Genomic DNA, 23698 nt, shown 5'->3' with positions numbered 1-23698 from the left:
TTCAGCGGTTGTGGAAGGCATCATGGCACCAAGCAGTGCTGCGGCAAATCCCCAATTAGACTCAGAGAAACCGGATGCGCCCGATTGCGGCTGAACGGTCTTCCCGGCTGACGGCCAAGGCTTCGTCAAACGCTTCTCCTCCCAGGAGCGCGGGTATGTTCCCGCTGCTCGAAAAACCTCCGCCCGAAGTTGGCGCGGCTTCTTTTTCATTGTGGTCAGCGTATTCCCGAATCGTCTCTCCGATCAACGCGCCCCTTGACAGACAGGCCGGCAGATTGTCTCTTGAATGCGCGGCCTGTGTGCCCGCCCCTCTTCCTGACAATCTAGCCGATCTTCAGACCGCGATCTCAGGCGCCGTAATCGCCGAGCCTTTCGGCGTCGGCAACGATCACCCGGCTGTGCTCGACGGTCACGAGCCCTTCATCCGCCAGCACCTGCAAGCTGCGATTGGCGACGGGGCGAGAGACGCCGGCAAGCAGCGCCAGTTCTTCCTGCGTGATCTCGACGACGCCCTTTACATCAGGGCAGAGCACCGGGTTGCACAGCCACGACAAATGGCGTGCCACGCGCGCCTTCGGATCGAGGAGGCGCTCATATTCGGTCGAGGCGATGAACTGCGCCAGGCGCTCGTTCAGCAGCCGCACCAGGAAACGGTTGAAGCCGACGCTGTTTTCATAAAGCCAGAAGAAGGTGGCGCGGTTCATCATCAGGAGATGCGTATCGCGGATCGCCACCAGATCGTATTTGCGTGGCTCGTCCTTCAGTACCGAGCCTTCGCCGAACCAGCCTCCGGCACCGATGCCTGCGAAGGTGATCGCCTTGCCGCTGCGGGCGATGGAACTCATCTTGACGAGGCCGGTGACCGCGCCGGTCCAGTAGTCCAGCCGGTCGCCGCGATGGCAGAGATAGCTGCCCTTGGAAAAATTTCGCTCGGAAACCCCGCGCAGTGCCCGCTCCACCTCGTCGCCGGCAAGTTCGCGCGCCCAGACTGTGGCACGGACAAGGTCGCTTCTGCTGTTCATCGATTCCCTTGGCTGGAGAATGCTCGGCCTCGGCAAAGTTATGAACGGGCGTTCCGGCGATGGCAAGGCGAGGTAAATGCCCCGCCCCTCAGGCCGCGTCGCGGAAATACTTCGCCGTCGGCAGAATGGTCAGCGGGCCAAGCTCGCCGTGCAGCGGTTTGGCAAACAGCATACGCTGTTCCATCGCTGTGGATTTGAAGAATGGGTAGCGGTTGAACGAGCGCTCGCGGATCGCCGCCACATCGGCCCGGTACAGCACCACCTGGTAGTTCAGGCCCGGATAGTTCCTGGTCTCGCCGATCTGCTCCGAGCGGTAAATGCGCTTGTAGAAACCGGCGTGCTCTTCGCGGATGGTCGAGAGGCAGTAGGGCGCCTTGAAATGAAAGCAGGCCATGCCGGCAAGCCGAAGCGTCAGGTAAGGAATCTGCGGAAATACGCGTGACCAGTCGGGATCGGCGGCAAAACGGCTCGGATCGATGAAGCTCGCACCCGACGCCAGCATCGGCCGCAGAATATCGCCGTAGACAGTGTTTGAAGGTGATTGCGGCGTCGCCTCGCAAACATGATGAATACGCAGCGTGCTGATCAGTTCGCCATCGACATAGACACCGAACTTGTAGCAGTTCGGGGCTTCATCCAGCTCGTCATGGATAATGTGATCCGGGTTCTCCGGAACCATGTCGCTCAGCCGATAGGACTTGTAGCGCAACCGATAGATGTCTTCGAGATCTTCACCCTTGTCGCAGCAACGATACTCGGTGCGCTCGAGCAGTGCCGAGACATGACGCGCAAATGTCGACATTTCCGATACGCCGGATGCCTCGGCACTGGCGTCTTCGCCAGCCGTCGTCTGCTGCGTTGTCATGAATTTCCCTGTACTTTCCGCCGCCGGGAATAAGCGTACTCGGAGGATATCATATGTAAAGGTGAAAATCGGACCGAAGCCGTTTACCGATTGTTAAGGTTAACGGCGCAGATGCCGATAATCGACTGAAAACCGATGCGATCAGGCCTTCGAGCCGCGGTTGGCCGCCTTGATTTCGCTGGCAAACGGCCAGACGGTGTTGGACATCGTCTCGATGCCGGAAGCGGTCAGCGCGGAGCCGAACAGAAAGCCCTGCACCAGGTCGGGCTTGACCGAATGCGCCAGGATTTTCAGCTGTTCGAAGGTTTCCACCCCCTCGACCGTAACGGCAAGGCCGAGCGGCCGCGACAGGTTGACGATGCCCTTCAGCAGTTCCAGCGAGCGCTTGTTCTGCGTCACGTCAATCAGGAAGCTGCGGTCGATCTTGACCTTGTCCAGCGGCAGCTTGTGCAGGTAGCTTAGGCTCGAATAGCCTGTGCCGAAATCGTCCAGCGCGATCCTCACGCCGAGTTGTTTGATCTCTTCGATGTACTGGCGGGTAAGCGACTTGTCGTCGAGAAGTGCCGTCTCGGTCACCTCGATCTCCAGCCGATGAGCGGCAAGGCCCGAGGAGGCAAGTGCGTCGCGCACCTTGTCGACGACATCGTGGTTGCGAAAATCCTTTGCCGAAAGGTTCACCGAGACGCGGAGTTGTCCCGGCCATTTGGCGCACTCGCCGCAAGCCGTATTCAGCACGAAAGTGCTGATGTCCGAGATGATGCCCATCTCTTCAGCCAGTGGAATGAAGACCGCCGGGGAGACGGGGCCGAGATCGGGATGGTTCCAGCGGCACAGCGCCTCGCAGCTTGCGATCCGCATCGTATCCATCGACACGATGGGCTGGAAAACGACGCGCAGGTCCCTGGCTTCCACAGCGCCGCGCAGATCGGCTTTCATCATCTGCTTGTCGCGGAAGGCCGCATCCATTGCAGATTCGAACAACCGCCAACTGTTCTTGCCGAGTTCCTTTGCCTTGTACATGGCAAGGTCGGCCTTGACGATCATCGTGTCGACATCGCTATCCCTGACCTTCGCCAGAACCGCCCCGCCGCTCGCCTGGATGCGCAGGACATGACCAGCCACATCGACATCACCCTGCAGGCCCGCAAACAGATCGTCCAGCATGCTGGCAAGATGGCTCTCATCCTCGACCCGGTCGAAGAACACCATGAATTCGTCGCCGCCGAAGCGGCTGACCTTCACGCCCTCGGCTGCCACCGCCGACAGCTTTTCGGCCACCGCATAGATCAGCCCGTCGCCAATCGGGTGGCCGAGCGTGTCGTTGACGCTCTTGAAATCGTCGAGATCGAGAACCGCAAGACCACACAGCCTTTCGCGGTCGCCGGCAGCCATGAATTCGCCGACCAGTTCATGGAAATAGGCGCGGTTGGGCAGGCCAGTCAGGCTGTCGTAGCGGGCCATTGAGCGGATCTTCTCTTCCGCTTCGACGCGCTGCGACACATCCTCGAAGGTAATGACGCCGAGATCCTGATTGCCTTCGCGCGCCGAGAATTCATAGTGCTGGCCGTTCGAAAACGACACCAGGACCTTGCGGTCCCGGCCTTCGCGCAGCGCCCGCGTCAACTGCGCCTCGATATAGCGGCAATCCTTGGGGGCGAGCATGCCCCCGGCCACGCCGCGCTGGAGTAGCGAATGTATGGAACGGCCCAGAAGCGCATCCGGTGACTGAAGCGACATCAGGTGGGCGGCTTCGGCGTTTGCCACCACCACCTTGCCGTTCGGCCCGAGCATCACCAGGCCATGCGACATGGTGTTCAGCGCGCGGTTGAAGCGCTCCGCCAGACGGTTCGCCTTCTTCTCTTCCGACAGCGCGGTGAGCAGTACTTCGCGCACCATGTCGGCAAAACGCCTGATCGCGAAGAGGAACGGCACCGACAGCAGACCCAGGAGGATGTGATACAGATCGCCTCGCAGGATGAAGCCCAGTGATATGGGCCAGGTCATCGTCATGATGAACATCATGACCATCCGCGGTGATCCGTAGTTCCGCCCGGCGATCGAGGTGGCGGAGGCAAGCGTTACGCAAACCGACGCGATTTCGGCGAAACTGTCATGTGCGAAATAGATGCCGAGGAAACAGAACATCCCAAGCGTAAAACCGTGCAGCGACCCATAGAGGATATAGTCGTTCTCGCGCCGACGTGCCTCGTCACGGGACTGTGGCGGCGGCGCATTGCGATATTTGCGTATGTTGGCGAGGCGCACTACCCCGACCGCGATCAAGCATGCGGCAAGCACGACGTAGCTCACATCCTCGGTCTTCCAATAGACCAGGACGATCAGCAGCGTCTGCGCCACCAGACCGATCGTAAGTGTCAGGCCGTCACGGAACAGCGTCTCTACAAACGGAATGTAGACGTCGACCGGAATCTCGGTTTTTCTTTTTATAGCCACGCCTGCACCCGTTTTTCGGGAGCTTAGCAATGGCATATTCGCCTTAAGAAAGACTTATTGGAAAGCATCGGAACACTGGAAACAATAGGGAAAATGGCCTTTAGTACAGGGCATGAAAAGACACTGGACCAGAAAGAAAAAATCATTCTGCCGCCTGTAGAACAGTGTCTATCCGCGCTCCTGCAAAACGCTCTACAAGTCTTTCCCGTTCACCCGCGGCCTTTGTTGCACTGGCGGCTTTGACATGACCATAGCCACGGATGAGTGCGGGCACGGAAGCAAGTGCAGTCGCCGCTTCGATCTTCTCCGCAACGAGTGAGGTCCCTATCAGGTCGAGATCGCGCTCATACCGGGCGAGCAGGTCGCGTTCCATTCGGCGCTCCGCGGTGTAGCCGAAAACATCAAGCGGCGAGCCGCGCAGTCCCTTCAGCCCGGCGAGGATACGAAAGCCTTTCATCATCCAGGGGCCGAAGCTCGACTTGCGCGGTTTTCCATCGGTCGTGCGCCGTCCCATGATCGGCGGCGCCAGATGGAATTCGAGCCGGTCGTAGTCCTGGAACTGCTTGGTCAGCTGCCGCAGGAACGAGCCGTCGGTGTAGAGCCGCGCGACCTCGTATTCGTCCTTGATCGCCATCAGCTTGAACAGGTTTCTCGCGGCGGCCTCCGTCACCACGGTCGAGCCTTGGGACGCCTTGGCCTCAGCTGCCCGGAGCGCTGCGATGCGGTCATGATAGCGACGCGCATAGGCAGCGTTCTGATAGGCGGTGAGGAATTCGACGCGGCGCACGATGATATCGTCGAGCGTCTCGGCGATTTCGCGCTTACCGCCAGCCTCCCCAGGCTGGCTGACCAGCCCGCGCACGAACTCCGGCTCGTGTGCTGCGCGGCGGCCCCAGCGGAAGGCCGCGATGTTCATCGCGACTGCCTCGCCGTTGAGTTCGATCGCCTTCTCCACCGCCTCGGCTGACAGCGGCAAACCGCCATGCTGAAAGCCGAAGCCGAGCATGAACATGTTGGCGCCGAGCGAATTGCCAAACAGAGCCGTTGCCGTGCGGGTGGCATCGAAGAAATGCGCGTGATTATCGCCTGCCGCTTCGCGGATCACCTTCTTCAGCCGCTCGGTCGGAAGCGAGAAATCGGCCGAGCGGGCGAATTCGCCGGGCATGATCTCAGCCGTGTTGGCAACGAAGATCGTGTGCCCCTCGCGCACGGCAGCCAGCACCTTCTTAGCGCCGGAAACGACGAGGTCGCAGCCCAGGATCAGATCGGCCTTGCCGGCCGATACGCGGATGGCGTTGATATCCTCAGGAGTCTTGGCGATGCGCACATGCGTGAAGACCGAGCCGCCCTTCTGCGCCAGGCCGGCCATGTCGATCATGCCGCAGCCCTTGCCTTCGAGATGGGCTGCCATGCCGAGGATCGCGCCGACCGTGACGACGCCGGTGCCGCCGACGCCATCGATGATCGAGGACCAGCCCTGATCGATCGGGAACTGTTTTGGCTCCGGCACACCGGTCAGCGGATCGGATTTGCCTGCGATGCCTTCGGCCTTGCGGATCTTGGCGCCGTGCACCGTCACGAAAGACGGGCAGAAACCGTTGACGCAGGAAAAGTCCTTGTTGCAGCTCGACTGGTCGATCCTGCGCTTGCGGCCGAACTCGGTTTCCACCGGCTGGATCGAGACGCAGTTGGACTGCACGCCGCAATCGCCGCAGCCTTCGCAGACCAGCTCGTTGATGATGACGCGCTTGTCCGGATCGGGAAACGTGCCGCGCTTACGGCGGCGGCGCTTTTCGGCGGCGCAGGTCTGGTCATAGAGCAGAACGGAGACGCCCTTGACGTCGCGCAGCTCGCGCTGGACCAGATCGAGGTCGTCGCGATGATGGATCGTCGCGCCCGCAGGGAACTCGACATGACCAGCATATTTGCCCGGCTCGTCGGTGACGACGGCTATGCGATCGACGCCTTCCGCCCGCACCTGCCGGGCGATCATGTCGACGGTGAGATTGCCCTCATGCGGCTGGCCGCCGGTCATGGCGACGGCGTCGTTGTAGAGGATCTTGTAGGTGATGTTGGCGCTCGACGCCAAGGCGAAGCGCAGCGCCAGCGTGCCTGAATGATTGTAGGTGCCATCGCCGAGGTTCTGGAAGATGTGGTCGCGCTTGGAGAACGGCGCCTGGCCAACCCACTGCGCGCCCTCCCCGCCCATGGCGGTGAAGCCGATAGTCGAGCGGTCCATCCACAGCGCCATGAAATGGCAGCCGATACCGGCCGCCGCGATCGAACCGTCAGGCACCTTGGTCGAAGAATTATGCGGGCAGCCCGAGCAGAAGAACGGCGTGCGCGAGCCGACATCCTGCGTGTCGGCCAGCATCGCCTGAAACTGCTTCAGCCGGCTGACCTTGGCGGCGATCTCTTCCGACGGGCCGATGGCCTTCAGGATGCGCTCGCCGAGCGCGATGGCGATGTCGTTGGGGTCGAGCGCGCCCTTGGCCGGGAACAGCCAGTCGCCGCGCTCGTCCTTTTTGCCGATCACGGTCGGGTGCATGGCGGTGTTGTAAAGATTTTCGCGTACCTGCACTTCGATCAGCGAGCGCTTTTCCTCGACCACGATGACCGTTTCCAGCCCGCGCACGAAATCGGCGATGTGCTCGAGATCCAGCGGCCATGGGCAGCCGACCTTGAACAGCCGCACCCCGATCTCGTTGGCGCGCATCTCGTCGATGCCGATGTCGTCCAGAGCCTGGCGCACGTCGAGATAGCTCTTGCCGACGGTGATGATGCCGATCTTCGCATTGCGCCCGCCGGAATAGACGGTGTGGTTCAGCTTGTTGGCAAGGATGAAGGCCGAAGCCGCCGCGCGCTTGTACTCATGCAGCCGCGCTTCCTGTCCAAGCTGGTCGAGCTCGTTGCGGATATTGAGCCCGCCCGGCGGCATGTCGAATTCGGGGATGACGATGTTCAGCCGGTCGAGCGACGCATCGACCGAGGCCGTCGATTCGATATTGTCCTTGACACATTTGATCGCCGCCCATGTGCCGGCAAAGCGCGACATCGCATAGCCGTAGAGCCCATAGTCGATCAGCTCCTGCACACCCGCCGGATTGAGGATCGGCATCATCGTGTCGACGAAGAGGAACTCGGTGGCATGCGCATTGGTCGAGGATTCGGCGTTGTGGTCATCGCCCATCAGCGCCAGCACGCCGCCATGCCTGGACGAGCCGGCGAGATTGGCGTGGCGGAAGACGTCGCCGGAACGGTCGACCCCCGGCCCCTTGCCGTACCAGAGCGAAAACACCCCGTCATATCTGCCTTCGCCGAGCAGTTCTGCCTGCTGCGTGCCCCAGACGGCAGTGGCTGCCAGTTCCTCGTTCAAGCCGGGCTGGAAGACGACATCGGCCTGCTTGAGCTGTTCCTTGGCTTTCCAGAGCTGGAGGTCGAGACCGCCGAGCGGCGAGCCGCGATAGCCCGAAACGAAGCCCGCGGTGTTCAGCCCAGCGCGCCGGTCGCGCTCGCACTGCATCAGCAGCATGCGGATGACGGCCTGCGCACCCGACAGGAATATACGTTCCTTGCCAAGATCGAACTTGTCGTCGAGGGCAACGTCGTGAAGCGTCATCAGGCAGTTCCTCTGCGGAAGCGGCACGATTCGGGGCCGCTAACGTCGGGACAGATGACTAACTGTTTCCTCCCTTGGAGGCGAGGTCAAACAAAAACCGCCACATTCCAAAAACAACAACAGCAGCGATAAATGTCTGGCAATCCTTGATAAAAGATTGCTCGGCCATCTCTGGGAACGCATGAAAATTTCGTGATCGAATCCGACGTCAGCTCGATGCCGGGCAGGTTACGCCGCGCCCGCCGGGCAGCTTCCCGTCAGGATGACCAGCCAGTTCGGGATTTGGCTCATAACCCGGCCCCACCACCAGCGGCTTGTCGGGCAGCATGCTCTGGTCCTGAGACGAGACCATCGTGGTTTCGATCCCCTGCAGCAGCGCGCCACCCGCGCCCTCGATGCGGATCGCCACCTTGTAGGGCTTGTCCTTGACGAGGCATTCCAGCGGCGGGCTTTCGAGCGTCACCTTCTGGTGGTTGGGAAAGAGCTTTTGGGTGACCACGATGGGCTCGCCACCGGCCGGGTTGTCCATGGTCATCACCGCCTTCTCTCCTTCGGCGATCGGCTGCAGTGGGACGAGATTGACCAGATAAGTCACCTTCGCCTCCCGGTAATTGAAGACGACGAGCCGCCCGGAAAGCTCGAAAAGCGCGTCCTTGCCGCTGTCACGGCAGGCTGCAAGTGCCGCCGGTAAAAGCAGAAGCGCGAAAGCGAGACGCAGTCGCTCAGACATGGGAAATCTCCTCCGACCCGCTTTTGCGGCGGTGATAGTGGCGCTTTGCCTTCTGGCGGTTGCCGCAGACCGCCATGTCGCACCACATGCGGCTGCCATTGCGGCTCCTGTCGAGAAACAGCCAGTTGCAATTCGGACAGACCCTCAGCCGCCTGACGCTTTCATTCGACAGCAGCGACAGCGCCGAAACGGCAAGTGCAGCCTCGAAGGCCAATGGTGCAGCAGCATTGCCGAACGGTCTTCCCTGCCCACCGATTTTTCCGTCATGACCGGCAAGCCCGTCGGCGCAGGCGCGCAGGAACTCGGGCAGATGTCCGGTCGAAACGTCCCCCTGCACCGCCGCATCGCGAAACAGCCGGTCGGTCGTCTCGCGGATGGCCAGCACGGTCGGCAAGATGGCCAAGGGTCTTGGCGCGATAAGCGGCCGCGCGTCCAACTCGGCGGCGCGAAAGCCGGTGGCGGCGGCAGCAAACCGTGGCAGCTCCGCCGCATCCTCGAAACGGTCGAAACTACGCACCGCATCGCCGCGATGAACGACCGTGTTGGTGACGTCAAGCGCCAGCACGCCGCCGGAAAATCGGTGCCGGGTCCAGGAAATAGTCATCCCTCAAATCTAACTGCTAAATCGCCTTTGACAAGTTAGATTTTCAGGCGCAGTTTTCGCTCAGGTCGCCCCGATCGCGGCCACTGGATGACGCATGCTCTATTTCCTCCAGCAAGCGCTGAACGGCCTGCATATCGGTGCGATCTACGCGCTGCTCGCCTTCGGCTATGCGTTGATCAACGGCGTGCTGCATCGGACGAACCTCGCCCATGGCGCGATCTTCGCTTTCTCGGGCCAGACCATGATCCTCGTCGCAGTCTATGGCTGGCAGGTGCTGTGGCTGACCTTGCCGGCAACCATAACGGTGGCGATCATTGCTGCCCTCGCCTATGCGGCGCTGATCGGCATGGTTCTCTCGCGCAACGTGTTCGAACCCTTGGCCGACCGTTCGCCCAACATTATCGTCGCCGCCACGCTCGGCGTTTCGATCGTGCTGATGGAGCTTTCGCGCATCGCCGCCGACACACATGATTTCTGGCTGCCGCCGCTCCTGTCCACGCCAATCGTCTTCACGCAAGGTGGCGGCTATCAGGTCACGCTCACCGTCATGCAGCTTCTCAACTGCCTGGTAATCCTAGCCACGCTTGCCGTCGCCGGCCTTGCCCTTGCCCGCTCGCATTTCGGGCGCGAATGGCGCGCCGTCTCCGACGATCCTGCAGCAGCAGCCCTGTGCGGCGTCGATGCACGCCGCGTATTCCGCGGGACGGTGCTGGTCGGCGCGGTCACCGCAGCACTCGCCGGCATTCTCGCCGCTCTTTACTTCGGCAATATAGGTTTCGGCAGCGGCCTGGTCTTCGGCCTGAAGATCCTCTTCGTCACCGCCATCGGCGGCTATCATGCGCCAACCCGCGCAGCACTTGGCGCGTTCGCCTTCGGCATCGCCGAGTCACTATGGTCGGGCTATTTCCCGATCGAATGGCGCGACGCCTGGATGTTCGCGCTGCTTGCCGCAGTGCTGGTGCTGCGCATGGCCGGCCAGGAAACGCAGAAACCCGCCCAGCCCTGACCCATCGGAAGTTCTACAACTTTCGTTGCATTCGTGTCCCGGAACGTTGGATTTCCACAACGCTTGGCATAATCCGTACCGAGTCGTGCACCATCCGTTGTTGACGCCGCCCCGCCTGTCAGCCTACCGATGAAAGCCAGATGCGCCATCAAGCCCGGGAAACGGGCGATGGCCGAAAGCTTATTGAGGGAGGAGATCGCATGGCAGGGCTAATCGCTCTATCCAGAGCCATCGACCGCATGAACGAAGTCGTCGGCAGATGGGTCTCGTGGCTCATTCTGCTTGCGGTGCTGGTCAGCGCGGGCAACGCCATCATTCGCAAGACATTCAACATGTCGTCGAATGCGTGGCTGGAATTGCAATGGTATCTGTTCGGCGCGGCATTCCTGCTCGCCGCCGCCTATACGTTGAAGCAGAACGAACATATCCGCATCGACATCGTCTACGGCATGTTCTCGCGCCGCAAGCAGCACTGGATCGACCTGTTCGGGCACGTCTTCTTCCTGATGCCCTTCGTCCTGCTGATGATCTTCTATTTCGTACCCTATGTGAGCCTGTCCGTCCGCAACGGCGAAATGTCGTCCAGCGCCGGCGGCCTGATCATCTGGCCCGCCAAGGCGATGCTGTTGATCGGCTTCCTGCTGCTCGGTTTCCAGGGCATTTCAGAGATCATCAAGAAGATCGCAATCATGCGCGGCGACATGGATGATCCAACACCGTTCATATCGGCTCATGAGGCAGCTGTTGCCGAAGGCGAAGCGCTGGCGAAAGAGGTGCAGAAGTGATCCATTTCATCGCCGAGAACATGGCGCCGATCATGTTCTTCTGCCTCATCATCTTCCTGCTGCTGGGGTATCCCGTCGCTTTCTCGCTGGCCGCCAACGGCCTGCTGTTCTTCTTCATCGGCGTGGAACTCGCGCCGTACTCCAGCGGCTCGATCAACCTTTCCTGGCCTCTGCTCTATGCCATGCCCGAACGATTATGGGGGGTGATGTCGAACGACACATTGCTCGCCATCCCGTTCTTCACCTTCATGGGCATCGTGCTCGAACGCTCCGGCATGGCCGAGGACCTGCTCGACACGATCGGCCAGCTTTTCGGCCCGATTCGCGGCGGCCTCGCCTATGCGGTGATCTTCGTCGGCGCGCTGCTGGCGGCGACCACCGGCGTGGTGGCGGCATCCGTCATCGCCATGGGCCTGATCTCGCTGCCGATCATGCTGCGCTACGGCTATGACCGCCGCGTCGCCTCGGGCGTCATCGCGGCATCGGGAACGCTGGCGCAGATCATCCCACCGTCGCTGGTGCTGATCGTTCTGGCCGACCAGCTCGGCCGCTCGGTCGGCGACATGTACAAGGGCGCGCTGATCCCCGGTCTGGTGCTGACCGGGCTCTACGTTCTCTACATCTTGCTGATGTCGATTTTCCGGCCGAAATCCATGCCGGCGCTACCGCTCGAGGCGCGCACGCTCGGCCATGGCGTCACCTCATTGGCTGTCGCACTGGTCGCTGCGGCGGCCGTGGCCTACGTTTCCCATGTGCTGCTCACGCCAACCCTTGGCGTCGATGCAGACATCTGGGGCGCGGTCGTCGGCATCATTCTCATCTATATCTTCGCCATCATTGACCGGGCGATGAACCTCAACATCATGTCGAGGCTGGCCCAGCAGGTCATCATCGTGCTGATCCCGCCGCTGGCGCTGATCTTCCTGGTGCTGGGCACGATCTTCCTCGGCATCGCCACGCCGACGGAAGGCGGCGCCATGGGTGCCGTCGGTGCCTTGATCATGGCGGCGGCGAAAAGCCGCCTCTCGATGGAAGTCATCAAGCAGGCACTGGCGGCAACGACGCGGCTGTCCTCCTTCGTGCTGTTCATCCTGATCGGCGCGCGCGTCTTCTCGCTCACCTTCTACGGCGTCAACGGCCATCTCTGGGTCGAGCACCTGCTGACCTCGCTGCCCGGCGGCGAACTCGGCTTCCTGATCGTCGTCAACGTGCTGGTGTTCTTCCTGGCCTTCTTCCTCGATTTCTTCGAACTGGCCTTCATCATCGTGCCGCTGCTGGCGCCGGCGGCCGACAAGCTCGGCATCGACCTGATCTGGTTCGGCGTGCTCTTGGGCGTCAACATGCAGACCAGCTTCATGCATCCGCCATTCGGCTTCGCACTGTTCTACCTGCGGTCGGTGGCGGCCAAGGTGCCCTATCTCGACAAGGTCACCGGCAAGCGCATGCAGCCAGTCACCACCGGCCAGATCTACTGGGGCGCGGTGCCGTTCGTCTGCATCCAGGTCGTCATGGTCGGGCTGGTCATCGCCTTCCCGCAGATGGTCATGCACTACAAGGGGCCGGTGGTTGATCCAAATTCCATCCAGATAAAGATGCCGGACATGCCGGGTCTCGGTGGAGGCGGGCTCGGCCTGCCGCCACTCGGTTCACCGCCGCCTGCGGGCGGCACCGCTCCGGCGAACCCTACGCCGCCGGCCAACGACCTGTCGAAGCCGCCGAGCTTCAACTGATCGGCAAGGAGCCCGGCCAACGCGCCGGGCTCTTTCTTTGCAGATGCAGGCAACAAAAAACCCCGGAACGATCGTTCCGGGGTTTTCTTTGAGGTCAGGTTCCTGCGATCAGAGCTTGCCGTTGCGCTGCTGGATCATCATGAACGTATCGTAGTTGTATTCGGCGATCTGCGCCCAGAGGTAGTGCTCCTTGCGGAAGTCCTTGATCGAATCCCAGATCTTCTTGAAGGCCGGGTTGCTCGCTTCCATCTCGGCATAGACCTCGTTGGACGCATTGAAGCAGGCTTCAAGGATTTCCGGGCTGAACGGGCGCAGCTGCGCGCCGCCGGCAACCAGCCGCTTGACGGCCGGCGGGTTCAGGAAGTCGTATTTCTGTAGCATGTTAGCGTCCGCAGCTTGCGAAGCGGTGTGCAGCAGCGACTTGTAGGCCGGCGTAAGCTCTTCATACTTGGCCTTGTTGTAGAGGAAATGGACCGTCGGGCCGCCTTCCCACCAGCCGGGATAGTAGTAATAGGGCGCGACCTTCTGGAAGCCGAGCTTCTCGTCGTCGTAGGGGCCAACCCATTCGGCAGCATCGATCGTGCCCTTTTCCAGCGCCGGATAGATGTCGCCGCCGGCGAGCTGCTGCGGCACGACGCCGAGCTTCTCGAGAACCTTGCCGGCAAAACCACCGACGCGGAACTTCAGGCCCTTGAGGTCTTCGACCGAATTGATCTCCTTGCGGAACCAGCCGCCCATCTGCACACCGGTGTTGCCACCCGGCAGGCCAAACAGGCCCTGCGTGCCGAGGAACTCGTTGAACAGGTCAATGCCGCCGCCGTGATAGTGCCAGGCATTGATGCCGCGCGCATTGAGCGAGAACGGAACGGCCGCACCCAGCGCCCATGTGGGGTCCTTGCCCCAGTAATAATATGCCACCGTGTGGCAGGCTTCGACCGTACCGGCAGAAGTTGCATCCGCGGCCTGCAGGCCCGGCACGAGTTCACCCGCCGCGAAGGGCTGGATGGTGAAGTTTCCGTCGGTCGCTTCCGACAGATATTTCGACAGCACTTCCGCGCCGCCATAGATCGTGTCGAGCGATTTCGGGAACGAAGAGGCAAGGCGCCAGGTGACCTTGGGATTGGACTGGGCAATCGCGGGAGCGGCCAGCGTCGTCGCGGCGACGGCCCCGGCACTGGCCAGCCCGGCCTTGCTGATGAATGAACGGCGATCCATGAAGTTCCTCCCTATTGGACCAAGACAGAGGCCGGATACCTTTGAAATATCAGCTTTTCCGGCGTGAGCACCGCCCGAACAATACACAGCACTTGGTCCAAGTCCAGCACCGACGGGACAAACGGTACGCGCATGGTGTAAGAATTCTGAGTTGGCGCCGCGCGCCTAAAACTATAGTCTAAGAAGGTATTTTCTTCTCGCGAAACAGCAATGGAAAGCCGCCGGAATATCGCCTATTTTAAAGGCAGAATACCGTCTCGTCCTGAATCGGAAGCAATAGACAAAATGCACCAGCCGCTCGTCGCCATATCGACCGATGTACGCCAGTTCGACAACTACACGTGGCATGCCGCGCCGAAGCAATATCTCGAAGCCGCGATTTCCGGAGCCGGCGTGTTCCCTGTGCTCGTTCCCAATTTCGGCGACCGGCTCGACCTCGACCAGCTTCTGGCTTCCGTCGACGGCGTCATGATCACCGGCTCGAAGTCGAACGTGCACCCCTCGCTTTATGGCGGCGACGCCAGCGAAGCCAACGGTCCCTATGATCCCGATCGCGACGCCACCACGCTGCCGCTGATCCGCAAGGCGATCGAATATGGCGTGCCGCTGCTGGCGATCTGCCGCGGCATCCAGGAGATGAACGTCGCGCTCGGCGGAACGCTGGCGACCGAGCTCCAGGAGCGCGAAGGTTCGCTTGATCACCGCGCACCGGTGAGCGATATCCAGGACGAGCGCTTCGCCATCCGCCAGAACGTGACGATCAAGCCGGGCAGCTGCCTTGCCGGCATCTTCGGGCCGGGCGACATCATGGTCAATTCGGTCCACCGCCAGGGAGTCGACCGGCTCGGCTCACGGCTTCAGCTCGAGGCAGTGGCCGAAGACGGCACTGTGGAAGCCGTGTCGGCCAAGGACGCGCGCGCCTTCGCCGTCGGCGTCCAGTGGCATCCGGAATACTGGGTGCAGTCCGACAGCGTCTCTGCCCGCATCTTCAAGGCTTTTGGCGATGCCGTGCGCCAGCATGCCGTGGCAAGGCAGGGCGCCAGAAGCGCAGCGGAATAGAACAATCTTTGAAGGTGGCAGCGCTCCGAGGGCGAAACCTTGGAGCGCAGCGCCGCCCCTCATCCGCCTGCCGGCACCTTCTCCCCGTATAGTGACGGGGAGAAGGAGGAAGCTCCAGCGCCGACACCCCCCTCTCCCCTTCTTCACGGAGAGAGGGTGAGGGGCAGCACCAACTTTTCAAAGTCAGCCTGCCAGCCGAATATCAGCTTTTCGCCTTCACATTCACCGTCTCAGGCACCGGCGCCAGCGCCCTACCTTCTCCGAACCATGAAATAAGATTGTCCACCACGAGGTCGGCCATGCCGTCGCGCGTATGGACCGAGGCCGAGCCGACATGCGGCAGCAATGTTGCGTTGGGCAGGTCCAGCAGCGCCTGCGGCACATTTGGCTCGTCGGCGAATACGTCGAGCCCCGCCGCCGCTATGGTGCCGTTGGCGAGGGCCGCAATCAGGGCATCCTGATCCACCGTCGAGCCACGGCCGATATTGACGAAAACACCATTAGGCCCGAGCGCCTTCAGCACTGCCGCATTCACCGCCTTCTGCGTCGATGCCGTTCCCGGCGCAACCGAGATCAGCGTATCGACCGCGCCGGCAAGCCCGGCCAGCGTCTCGTGATATTCATAAGCCAGGCCTTCCACGCGCCTGCGGTTGTGGTAGGCGACGGTCATGCCGAATGCCTCCAGCCGCTGCGCGATGGCAAGCCCGATGCGGCCCATGCCGAAAATGCCGGCCTTGCGTCCGCGCAGTGTGAGCCGGCTCAGCGGATAGTTGCCGTCCTTCGCCCAGCGGCCGTGGCGCAGCCACGCTTCGGCGCGCGGCAGTTCGCGCACGGTGTTGATGAGCAGGCCGATTGCGGTGTCCGCGACCTCCTCGGTCAGCACATCCGGTGTGTTGGTGACCATGACGCCGTGCTTGCCGGCATGGGCGGCATCGACGCCGTCATAGCCGACACCGAAATTGGCGACGATCTCCAGCTTCGGCAAAGCCTGCATGAAGGCAGCGCTCACCGAATTGTCGCCGAGCGACGGCGAGGCGGCAACGCCGCGCACAGTCTGCTTGAGTTCGTCCGTTATCAGCGTCGGATCGATCTTGTCGAGGCGCACCAGCCGGAATGCCTCGCCGATGCGCGAGACTGATCGCGGGTGCAGCTTGCCGGGAACAAGGATGGTGATGGCGCTGAGTTCGGTCATGCCTGCTTCTTTCGGTGAGTATCTGGGTGTTTCAGCCGCGCTCTACGGGCTTGCCTGTCGACTGCCGGACATGAAGCTCCGGCCTGATGAGTTCTTGCGATGGCCGAACCGACTGGCCGTTGAGCTTGTCGAGCAGCGCGCTTGCCGCCCGCCGGCCCACTTCGCGCTGGCCGTTCCACACCGTCGTCAGCGCCGGCGTGGCGATCGCGGCCTCCTCCAGATCGTCGTAGCCGGTGACGGAAATGTCGATGCCGGGCACGAGGCCGGCGCGCGCTATACCGTTCATCAGGCCAATGGCGACAAGATCGTTCCAGCAGCAGGCCGCAGTGGGCTTGTCTTTCAACGCCAGGAACTGGCCGGCAGCCTCGAAGCCCGCCTGCTTGGTGCGCGGGCCAGGAATACGCCAGCTTGGCCGGACCTCCAGCCCGGCGGCTTCCATGGCGTTCAGGTAGCCCTGATAGCGGTCGCGGCCTGTCGAGGTCTGGTCGGTGCCGCCGATCATGGCGATGCGCTTGTGGCCAAGCGAGATCAGGTGGTTGGTGGCCAGCCCGGTGCCATAGGAATCGTCGCCACGGAAAACCGGCACTTCGGCCCCTTCCACCGTTCGTGCGATCAGCACCGCCGGCAGGCCGTTTTCCTCAGCCATGATGATGTCTTCCGGCGGCGTACCGATCGCCGGCGACATGATCACGCCATCGGCACCGAGTTGCAGCAGCGTGTCGATGAAGGTGCGCTGCTTTTCGAGATCGTCGTAATGATTGGAAAGGATGAAGGTCTGGCGGCTGCGGTCAAGTTCGCTCTCGATGGAGCGCAGGATTTCGGCGAAGAAGGGGTTCATGATGTCGTGGACGACGACCCCGACGATACCAGACCGCGACGTGCGCAGGCTGGCTGCGCGCCGGTTGTAGATGTAGCCGATGGCGCGGGCGTGTTCCTTGATGCGGTCCCGCGTCGTGTCGGCCACGAGCGCGCTGTCGCGCAACGCCAGCGAAACGGTGGCCGTGGAAACGCCGAGCGCATCCGCAATGGTCGAAAGCTTGATCTTCTGTGCCAGAACGTCCTCCCCCGAGCGACGATTTAAACTGTTTAAATCGGCTTATGCCATCGAACACCGGCAAATCAAAGCTTTTTTGCCAGATCCTCGTCTTCGGCATTCGGAACGGTGCGGTTCTTGAGGCGCAACCTGTGCTCGCGGTGGACGATATAGAGGCCGCTGGCGACGATGATGCCGGCGCCAACCAGTGTCCACTTATCCGGGAACTGATCGAAAACCAGATAGCCAGCGGTGATCATCCAGACCATCTGCAGATAGGGATAAGGGGCAAGCGCCGTCGTCGTTGCCTGCTTGTAGGCTTTTATCAGCAGCCAATGGCCGAACCCGCCGAAGAAGCCGAGCGCCAGAAGAATCGCCCCGTGGAAAAGATCCGGTGGCATCGAAGCCGTATAGGGCACGGCGGGCGCCATCAGCACGACCGGAGCAAGTGCTGAATAGAAGATCAGGCTTTCAGGACTTTCCTTTGCCGACATCGAGCGCGTCATGATGACGTAGAGGCAGTAGCTCACGGTCGAGCACAGCGCATAGAGATGGCCGATCTGGAACGTGACGAAGCCCGGCCGCGTGATGACGATAACCCCGACCAGTCCCGCAAGGATCGCCATCCAGCGCCGCCAACCGGCCCATTCGCCCAGCAGAGGCCCGGCAAGCGCGGTGATGACCATCGGCGCGAAGAAATAGATCGACATGGTTTCGGCAAGCTGCAGCGAACGCAGGGCCATGAAATTGAAGATCGTCGAGCCGAACAGGAAGACGCCGCGCAACACCTGCAGCGGCAGGTTCTTGACCCGGAACATCGCCGGATTGCTCCAGCCCCGAAACAGCAGAAACACCAGCACCAGATGGGTGGCAAACCGCACCCATGAAACGAATGCCGGATCCATGCCTGACAGCACGAGATATTTCGCGCTGGTGTCGAGGCATGAAAACAGGACACCGGCGCAGAATACGAACAGAATCGCAGATGCCGGTGTGGCCTGTTCGGAGGTGGCGGGAGAAGAAGTCACGGGAAGCAGTCGTTTCGGTGATCGTTATCCCCGCTTGTCGGCCACGAAGCAGGTCAGCGCAAGTTGAAAAACACCGCAGGGCGCAATTGTCGGCCGATATGGCAGGATTGCCGGATCAGGCGTGCATGCGCGCACCCTTGACGATCTTGTCGACGAGCTTCTTTTCGGCCCTAAGGGCAATCCCGACAACCTTCGCATCGTCCGGTCCGAACTTGCCGAACACCTCCCGGTTGGCCACGTCATGACCGGTAGAAAACATCTCCTCGACATAGAGCGAGGTCTTCACGCCGCGTTCCAGCGAACGCTGATGAATCTTCGCCATGGTTGCGCCATCGGCGGAGAGCACGATAACGGGCTGGATCGACATCGGATTGTAAAGATTGCCGGCGGCATCCCGATAGGGATCGCCTATGATGGCCGGAAGCTGGGCGACGATGCCGCTGGCGAGAAAGGCCGTGACATTGAGTTCCTGCCAGGTGGCGAGATTGTCTCGCAACACGATTGCAAATTTTGTATCGAACATGAAACGCCTTGATGTTGTGCGGATGTGATTATGCCTGACGATCTAAGCACCGCGCCTTCCCAAGGTCTTGGACGTTTGTGCGCAAACGAAGGTGACAACCGGATCATCTCGGCACCCGCGCTTGCCGGCATCGAGCGCATCGAGGCCCGGTTCTCGGGCAATGCCTTCGACATGCATCGCCACGACACCTATGCGATCGGCGTGACGCTGCACGGCATCCAGACCTTCCGCTATCGCGGCCGGACGCGTCACAGCGCGCCGGGGCAGATCATCGTGCTGCATCCGGACGAGCTGCACGACGGCGGCGCCGGCACCGAGGACGGCCTGCGCTACCGGATGCTTTATCTGGAGCCGTCGCTTCTTCTCGAATGCCTGGGCAATGAAGGCGGGGTACTGCCCTTCGTCGACGAGGCCGTGCTCAGCGACAATGCGCTTAGCGCAACGTTGCTTTCGGCACTCGGCCCACTCGATCGGGCACTGGACGAGCTGTTTATCGACGATTTCGTGACACAACTGGCGCGCAGCCTTTCGCGGCATTCAGGCCGGCCGGCACAACCGGTCGGCAAGCCGGCGCTGCGGGCAGCAAGCCTCGCCCGCGATTTTCTGGATGCAAATGCCATGCGCGTTGTGCGCTCGGAGGAACTGGAAGCTGTGACCGGTCTCGATCGCTACGCACTGTCGCGGCATTTCCGGGCTGTGTTTTCGACAAGCCCGCACCGTTTCCTGTTGATGCGCCGGCTTCAGAGCGCTCGCCGGATGATCGAAACGGGTGAACCACTGGCGGAGATCGCGGTGACCGCCGGTTTCAGCGACCAGAGCCATTTCAATCGACAGTTCAAGAAGGCTTACGGGCTTACGCCGGGCCGATGGTCTGCGCTGACCCGCCCCGCCTTTGCCGAAGGGTTGATTGCACGTCGTCAGTCGGCTTGACGCCGGCTAACGCGTAGACAAGCTTTAATCTTCCGTCAGTTCGATCTCGTCATCGGCCTCGATCGTCGCGGCATCGGAGAGATTGGCTTCGATCCGGGACAGAAGTTTGGCGAGCGCCTTCTGCTCCTTCTTGTCGAGACCCCGAAACGCCTGCTTCTCGGTCTTGCGCACCGATTTCTCGATGGCCCGGATGGTGTCCCTACCCGTCTCGGTCAGGAAGATATGCGCCTGCCGCGCATCGGCTTCGGAGGCGCGCTTTTCCAGAAAGCCCTGCGCCTGAAGCCGGTTTATCGTCTTGGTGATGGTCGGCGGGCGAACGCCGAGCCGCGTCGCCAACTGGCCGGGGGTCTGCCCGTCTTCATGGTCCAGCGACAGCATGATCTGGTCCTGGCCGGCATAGAAGCCGTGCGCAAGAAGCCGCGACGCCAGCGCTGTCCGCGCCAGTCTCGCCGCCGAATGCAGCCGGCTCATGGTCGCGCTCTTATCTGCCTTGGCCATTTTTTACCTTTCCTGGCCGCGCCGTCGCCTTCAGCGCAGAATAGTCCCGGTCTTCACAATGACAATCGGCAAACAGACATATTCCCGGTATTCGAGGCGAAGCTTTGCCGGCAATCGACGATTGTGCCCGCAGCGCTAATGCCAGACGCATATTTCATTTAGATGACAAACTAAAATTGCTTTCGCGCAAATGCAGATTTTTTGCCGGCGGTTCAGGTATCCGCTTTCACGGCGACGACCAGCAGCGCCTCATAAGCGGCCTTGGTCTCGCGCAGGGCTGCTTGCGACATCGGCCCGGCCTGACGCGCGATGCCGTCCTGCGCGTTGAACATATCGCGCTTTTCGGGCCGGTCCGTGTATGGCGCAACCGTCGTGAAAAGATGCTCGCTGAGATCGTCGGGAAAGAACAACTGCCCGGTCATCGCCGTATTCGCGTCGGGAAAGACCTTGAAGTGGATATGCGTGGTGCGTCCGCGATACCAGCCGGGATAGATCGTCTGGAACGAGACGATGCCCTGCTCGTCTGTGTGCTGGATGCCGCGCAGGAATTTCTCGCCGCTCGTGTCGATATCGCGACCGTCGCCCTGCCGGGGATAGCCGGAATAGATGCCCTTGGCGTCGCAGTGCCAGATATCGACCCGCGCCTTGACCAGAGGCCGGCACTGGTTGTCGACCGCCTGCAGGCGCACCGTCAGCGGCACGCCCTGCCGGCCTTCTGTGATGTCCTGCCGCTCAAGTTCGGGATCGAAATAGAACGGACCTTCTGTCACCTCCGGCGTGATCGTACAGACGCCGGCACCGGGCATCAGCAGTGATGCGTTTCCAAAGGGCGACCCTACCGCCGCACGCGCCGCTGGCGTCACGAAAGCGCCGCCGGTTGCCGTCACGGCGATCAATCCGAGTGCCTGGCGGCGGTTCATCCTGGTCGCAAATTGCCTGGCTGTCATTGAAACTTCCTTTGCAATGCTGAAGCCCCGGGCCTTCTATCTAGGCGCTTCCACACGCACATCCCAATGACATTTCGGTAATGCCGGCTGGCCGGTTGAACTGCGTGGATTGGCACGTGCAAATCCGCTTTCAGCATCCTATATGGAAGCAACAATCCATCCGAGGACCATCATGAGCGAAGCACAGACGCAGATCCCGGTGACCGTCCTGACCGGCTATCTCGGCTCCGGCAAGACGACGCTGCTTAACCGCATTCTCTCCGAAAACCACGGCAAGCGCTACGCCGTCATCGTCAATGAATTCGGCGAAATCGGCATCGACAACGACCTGATCGTGGAATCCGACGAGGAAATCTACGAGATGAACAATGGCTGCGTCTGCTGCACGGTGCGCGGCGACCTGATCCGCGTCGTCGAGGGCCTGATGCGCCGTCCCGGCCGCTTCGATGCCATCGTCGTCGAAACCACCGGCCTGGCCGACCCCGTTCCGGTCGCACAAACCTTTTTCATGGATGACGATGTCCGCTCCAAGACCAAGCTCGACGCCGTCGTGGCGCTGGTCGATGCCAAGCACCTGCCGCTGCGCCTGAAGGATTCGCGCGAGGCCGAGGACCAGATCGCTTTTGCCGACGTCATCGTGCTCAACAAGACCGATCTCGTCACCCCGGAAGAACTGCGAGACGTGGAAGCCACGATCCGCGCCATCAACCCGGCCGCCGCCATCCATCGCACCACCCGCGCCGGCGTACCGCTGGACACCGTGCTCGACCGCGGCGCTTTCGACCTGAAGCGCGCGCTGGAAAACGACCCGCATTTCCTCGAAGCGCATGACCACGACCACGACCATGAGTGCGGCCCGGATTGCGACCACGATCATCATCACCATGATCACCACCATCATCATCACGGCGAAGCCTCTTCGATCCATGACGTGACGGTGCAGTCGGTCTCCCTGCGCGGCGGCGAGATGGACCAGAAAAAATTCTTCCCCTGGATCGAGAAGATCACCCAGATGGAAGGCCCGAATATCCTGCGACTGAAGGGCATCATCGCCATCAAGGACGACCCGGACCGCTATGTCATCCAGGGCGTCCACATGATCGTCGAGGGCGACCACCAGCGCGCCTGGAAGGACGACGAAAAGCACGAAAGCCGCCTCGTCTTCATTGGTCGCGAACTGGACGCCGAACGCCTGAAGCGCAGCTTCGACGCCTGCCAGGCTGCTTAAGCTCCACGGCCAATCTGCTGCGTATTTGCTGCCCCTCATCCGCCTGCCGGCACCTTCTCCCCGTATAATGACGGGGAGAAGGTGGAAGCTCCAACGCTGACGCCCCCCTCTCCCCGTTCTTGCGGGGAGAGGGTAAGGGTGAGGGGCAGCACAAATCTTTCAATGGAATAGCTCGCCCATGCCCACAGTCGCCCCGCTCGACCTCGAAGGTCACTGCATCGCCACCATCTTCCTCGGCGGCGTACCGCATTTCGCGCTGGCCGACGGCGTCGTCCATCGCCTCGACCACGGCCACAAATGGACCGAGCTTCACGACGGGCTTCTCTCGACCGCCTATGACGCCGCCCGCTCGCGGCTGGTCACCGGCGGCGAGGACGGCAAGGTCCGCGCAATCGGCGCGAACGACAGCGTTGAAACGCTTGCCGAGGCCGGCAGGAAATGGATCACCAGCGTAGCCAGCGGCCCGCAAGGCGCCATCGCCTTTGCCACCGGCAAGACCGCCACGGTGCGCTTTGCCGACGGCAAGACCAGGGATTTCACCCATCCGCGTTCGGTCGAAGGGTTGGCCTTCGCGCCCAAGGGCATGCGCTTCGGCGTTGCCCGCTACAATGGCGCGACGCTGCATTTCCCGGCGACCGAAGGCAAGCCGGTGGACCTCGAATGGGCCGGCGCCCACACCGGCATCACCTTTTCGCCGGACGGCAATTTCCTCGTCACCTCGATGCAGGAAAATGCGCTGCATGGCTGGAAGCTTGCCGACGGCAAGCACATGCGCATGACCGGCTATCCCCTGAAGGTCAAAAGCATGTCGTGGAGCGCCAAGGGCAAATGGCTGGCAAGCTCCGGCGCGCCGGCAGCCATCGTCTGGCCCTTCACCGGCAAGGACGGCCCGATGGGCAAGGCGCCGCTGGAACTCGGCACGCGCGGCAATGCCGCCGTCACCTGCGTCGCCTGCCACCCGAGCGAGGACATCGTCGCCATCGGCTACAATGACGGCATGATCATCGCCGCACGCTTCGCCGACGCCAAGGAAGTGCTGCTGCGGCGCCCCGGCAAGGGCGCGATCACCGCGATGGCCTGGGACAACGATGAAAAGCGCATCGCCTTCGGCTCGGAGGCAGGTGATTGCGGCGTCATCGATATTACGGGCTGAGCTGACTCCGCAATAAACTTCAGACGTAGGCGCTGCCCCTCACCCTTACCCTCTCCCCGTAAGGACGGGGAGAGGGA

Annotated in this window: 20 protein-coding genes; 7 read left to right on the top strand and 13 right to left on the bottom strand. The window is 61.7% G+C overall.

Features of this window, described 5'->3' with window-relative positions; all coding sequences use genetic code 11:
* Window positions 1-347: 347 nt before the first annotated feature.
* The 6 genes from G6N74_RS23365 to G6N74_RS23340 all read right to left on the bottom strand — a co-directional run bounded on the left by G6N74_RS23365 (window position 348) and on the right by G6N74_RS23340 (window position 9294).
* On the bottom strand, window positions 348-1022 hold the full coding sequence (locus tag G6N74_RS23365; protein WP_165120411.1) for a Crp/Fnr family transcriptional regulator: 675 nt from the start codon (window positions 1020-1022) through the stop codon (window positions 348-350).
* Between the two features lie 88 nt (window positions 1023-1110).
* Window positions 1111-1887, bottom strand: a complete 777-nt coding sequence (locus tag G6N74_RS23360) for an N-acyl amino acid synthase FeeM domain-containing protein (RefSeq protein ID WP_165120410.1) — start codon at window positions 1885-1887, stop codon at window positions 1111-1113.
* 141 nt (window positions 1888-2028) lie between these two features.
* Window positions 2029-4377: a putative bifunctional diguanylate cyclase/phosphodiesterase gene (locus tag G6N74_RS23355; protein WP_165120409.1), complete on the bottom strand. Its 2349-nt coding sequence runs from the start codon at window positions 4375-4377 to the stop codon at window positions 2029-2031.
* Between the two features lie 106 nt (window positions 4378-4483).
* Window positions 4484-7960, bottom strand: coding sequence for an indolepyruvate ferredoxin oxidoreductase family protein (locus tag G6N74_RS23350; RefSeq protein ID WP_165120408.1), 3477 nt, complete (start codon window positions 7958-7960; stop codon window positions 4484-4486).
* A gap of 208 nt (window positions 7961-8168) precedes the next feature.
* Window positions 8169-8690: a hypothetical protein gene (locus G6N74_RS23345; protein WP_165120407.1), complete on the bottom strand. Its 522-nt coding sequence runs from the start codon at window positions 8688-8690 to the stop codon at window positions 8169-8171.
* Window positions 8683-9294: a CGNR zinc finger domain-containing protein gene (locus G6N74_RS23340; protein WP_165120406.1), complete on the bottom strand. Its 612-nt coding sequence runs from the start codon at window positions 9292-9294 to the stop codon at window positions 8683-8685. The genes G6N74_RS23345 and G6N74_RS23340 overlap by 8 nt, the downstream gene beginning before the upstream one ends.
* Before the next feature lie 94 nt (window positions 9295-9388).
* Here G6N74_RS23340 and G6N74_RS23335 point away from each other — a divergent pair, with 94 nt between their 5' ends.
* The 3 genes from G6N74_RS23335 (at window position 9389) to G6N74_RS23325 (ending at window position 12815) form a co-directional block, all read left to right on the top strand.
* Window positions 9389-10300 (top strand): branched-chain amino acid ABC transporter permease, encoded by a 912-nt coding sequence (locus G6N74_RS23335; RefSeq protein WP_165120405.1) that lies wholly within the window; start codon window positions 9389-9391, stop codon window positions 10298-10300.
* Between the two features lie 200 nt (window positions 10301-10500).
* On the top strand, window positions 10501-11085 hold the full coding sequence (locus G6N74_RS23330) for a TRAP transporter small permease subunit (RefSeq protein ID WP_165120404.1): 585 nt from the start codon (window positions 10501-10503) through the stop codon (window positions 11083-11085).
* Complete coding sequence (locus G6N74_RS23325) at window positions 11082-12815, top strand: TRAP transporter large permease (protein ID WP_165120403.1); 1734 nt, start codon at window positions 11082-11084, stop codon at window positions 12813-12815. Before G6N74_RS23330 ends, G6N74_RS23325 begins: the two co-directional genes overlap by 4 nt.
* Window positions 12816-12923: 108 nt before the next feature.
* Here the strand turns inward: G6N74_RS23325 and G6N74_RS23320 are convergent, their stop codons facing one another.
* A complete protein-coding gene (locus G6N74_RS23320; RefSeq protein ID WP_165120402.1) occupies window positions 12924-14030 on the bottom strand; it encodes a TRAP transporter substrate-binding protein in 1107 nt (368 codons plus the stop codon).
* A 285-nt stretch (window positions 14031-14315) separates the two neighbouring features.
* On the opposite strand from G6N74_RS23320, the gene G6N74_RS23315 reads away from it, so the two are divergent.
* The gene (locus G6N74_RS23315; protein WP_165120401.1) at window positions 14316-15089 is read left to right on the top strand and encodes a gamma-glutamyl-gamma-aminobutyrate hydrolase family protein; all 774 of its coding nucleotides are present in this window, start codon (window positions 14316-14318) and stop codon (window positions 15087-15089) included.
* 202 nt (window positions 15090-15291) lie between these two features.
* On the opposite strand, the gene G6N74_RS23310 is transcribed toward G6N74_RS23315, so the two are convergent.
* The 4 genes from G6N74_RS23310 to G6N74_RS23295 form a co-directional block, all read right to left on the bottom strand.
* Window positions 15292-16281: a 2-hydroxyacid dehydrogenase gene (locus G6N74_RS23310; protein WP_165120400.1), complete on the bottom strand. Its 990-nt coding sequence runs from the start codon at window positions 16279-16281 to the stop codon at window positions 15292-15294.
* A 31-nt stretch (window positions 16282-16312) separates the two neighbouring features.
* The gene (locus G6N74_RS23305) at window positions 16313-17335 is read right to left on the bottom strand and encodes a LacI family DNA-binding transcriptional regulator (protein ID WP_091915423.1); all 1023 of its coding nucleotides are present in this window, start codon (window positions 17333-17335) and stop codon (window positions 16313-16315) included.
* Between the two features lie 65 nt (window positions 17336-17400).
* Window positions 17401-18342 (bottom strand): DMT family transporter, encoded by a 942-nt coding sequence (locus G6N74_RS23300; protein ID WP_165120399.1) that lies wholly within the window; start codon window positions 18340-18342, stop codon window positions 17401-17403.
* A gap of 115 nt (window positions 18343-18457) precedes the next feature.
* A complete protein-coding gene (locus G6N74_RS23295) occupies window positions 18458-18865 on the bottom strand; it encodes a DUF2000 family protein (RefSeq protein ID WP_165120398.1) in 408 nt (135 codons plus the stop codon).
* A gap of 30 nt (window positions 18866-18895) precedes the next feature.
* On the opposite strand from G6N74_RS23295, the gene G6N74_RS23290 reads away from it, so the two are divergent.
* Entirely contained in the window at window positions 18896-19795 is a 900-nt protein-coding gene (locus G6N74_RS23290) for an AraC family transcriptional regulator (protein ID WP_165120397.1), read from the top strand.
* A 24-nt stretch (window positions 19796-19819) separates the two neighbouring features.
* Here the strand turns inward: G6N74_RS23290 and G6N74_RS23285 are convergent, their stop codons facing one another.
* Together G6N74_RS23285 and G6N74_RS23280 are read right to left on the bottom strand one after the other, a co-directional pair.
* The gene (locus G6N74_RS23285) at window positions 19820-20293 is read right to left on the bottom strand and encodes a MarR family winged helix-turn-helix transcriptional regulator (RefSeq protein ID WP_165120396.1); all 474 of its coding nucleotides are present in this window, start codon (window positions 20291-20293) and stop codon (window positions 19820-19822) included.
* 212 nt (window positions 20294-20505) lie between these two features.
* Window positions 20506-21240, bottom strand: coding sequence for an intradiol ring-cleavage dioxygenase (locus G6N74_RS23280; protein WP_165120395.1), 735 nt, complete (start codon window positions 21238-21240; stop codon window positions 20506-20508).
* A gap of 172 nt (window positions 21241-21412) precedes the next feature.
* Here G6N74_RS23280 and G6N74_RS23275 point away from each other — a divergent pair, with 172 nt between their 5' ends.
* Together G6N74_RS23275 and G6N74_RS23270 are read left to right on the top strand one after the other, a co-directional pair.
* Window positions 21413-22468, top strand: a complete 1056-nt coding sequence (locus tag G6N74_RS23275) for a CobW family GTP-binding protein (protein WP_165120394.1) — start codon at window positions 21413-21415, stop codon at window positions 22466-22468.
* Window positions 22469-22646: 178 nt separating this feature from the next.
* Window positions 22647-23621: a WD40 repeat domain-containing protein gene (locus tag G6N74_RS23270; protein WP_165120393.1), complete on the top strand. Its 975-nt coding sequence runs from the start codon at window positions 22647-22649 to the stop codon at window positions 23619-23621.
* Window positions 23622-23698: the final 77 nt, after the last annotated feature.

The organism is Mesorhizobium zhangyense (assembly GCF_011045115.1).
GTDB classification, from domain to species: Bacteria; Pseudomonadota; Alphaproteobacteria; order Rhizobiales; family Rhizobiaceae; genus Mesorhizobium_M; species Mesorhizobium_M zhangyense.
This window is presented reverse-complemented; position numbering and strand designations above follow the sequence as displayed.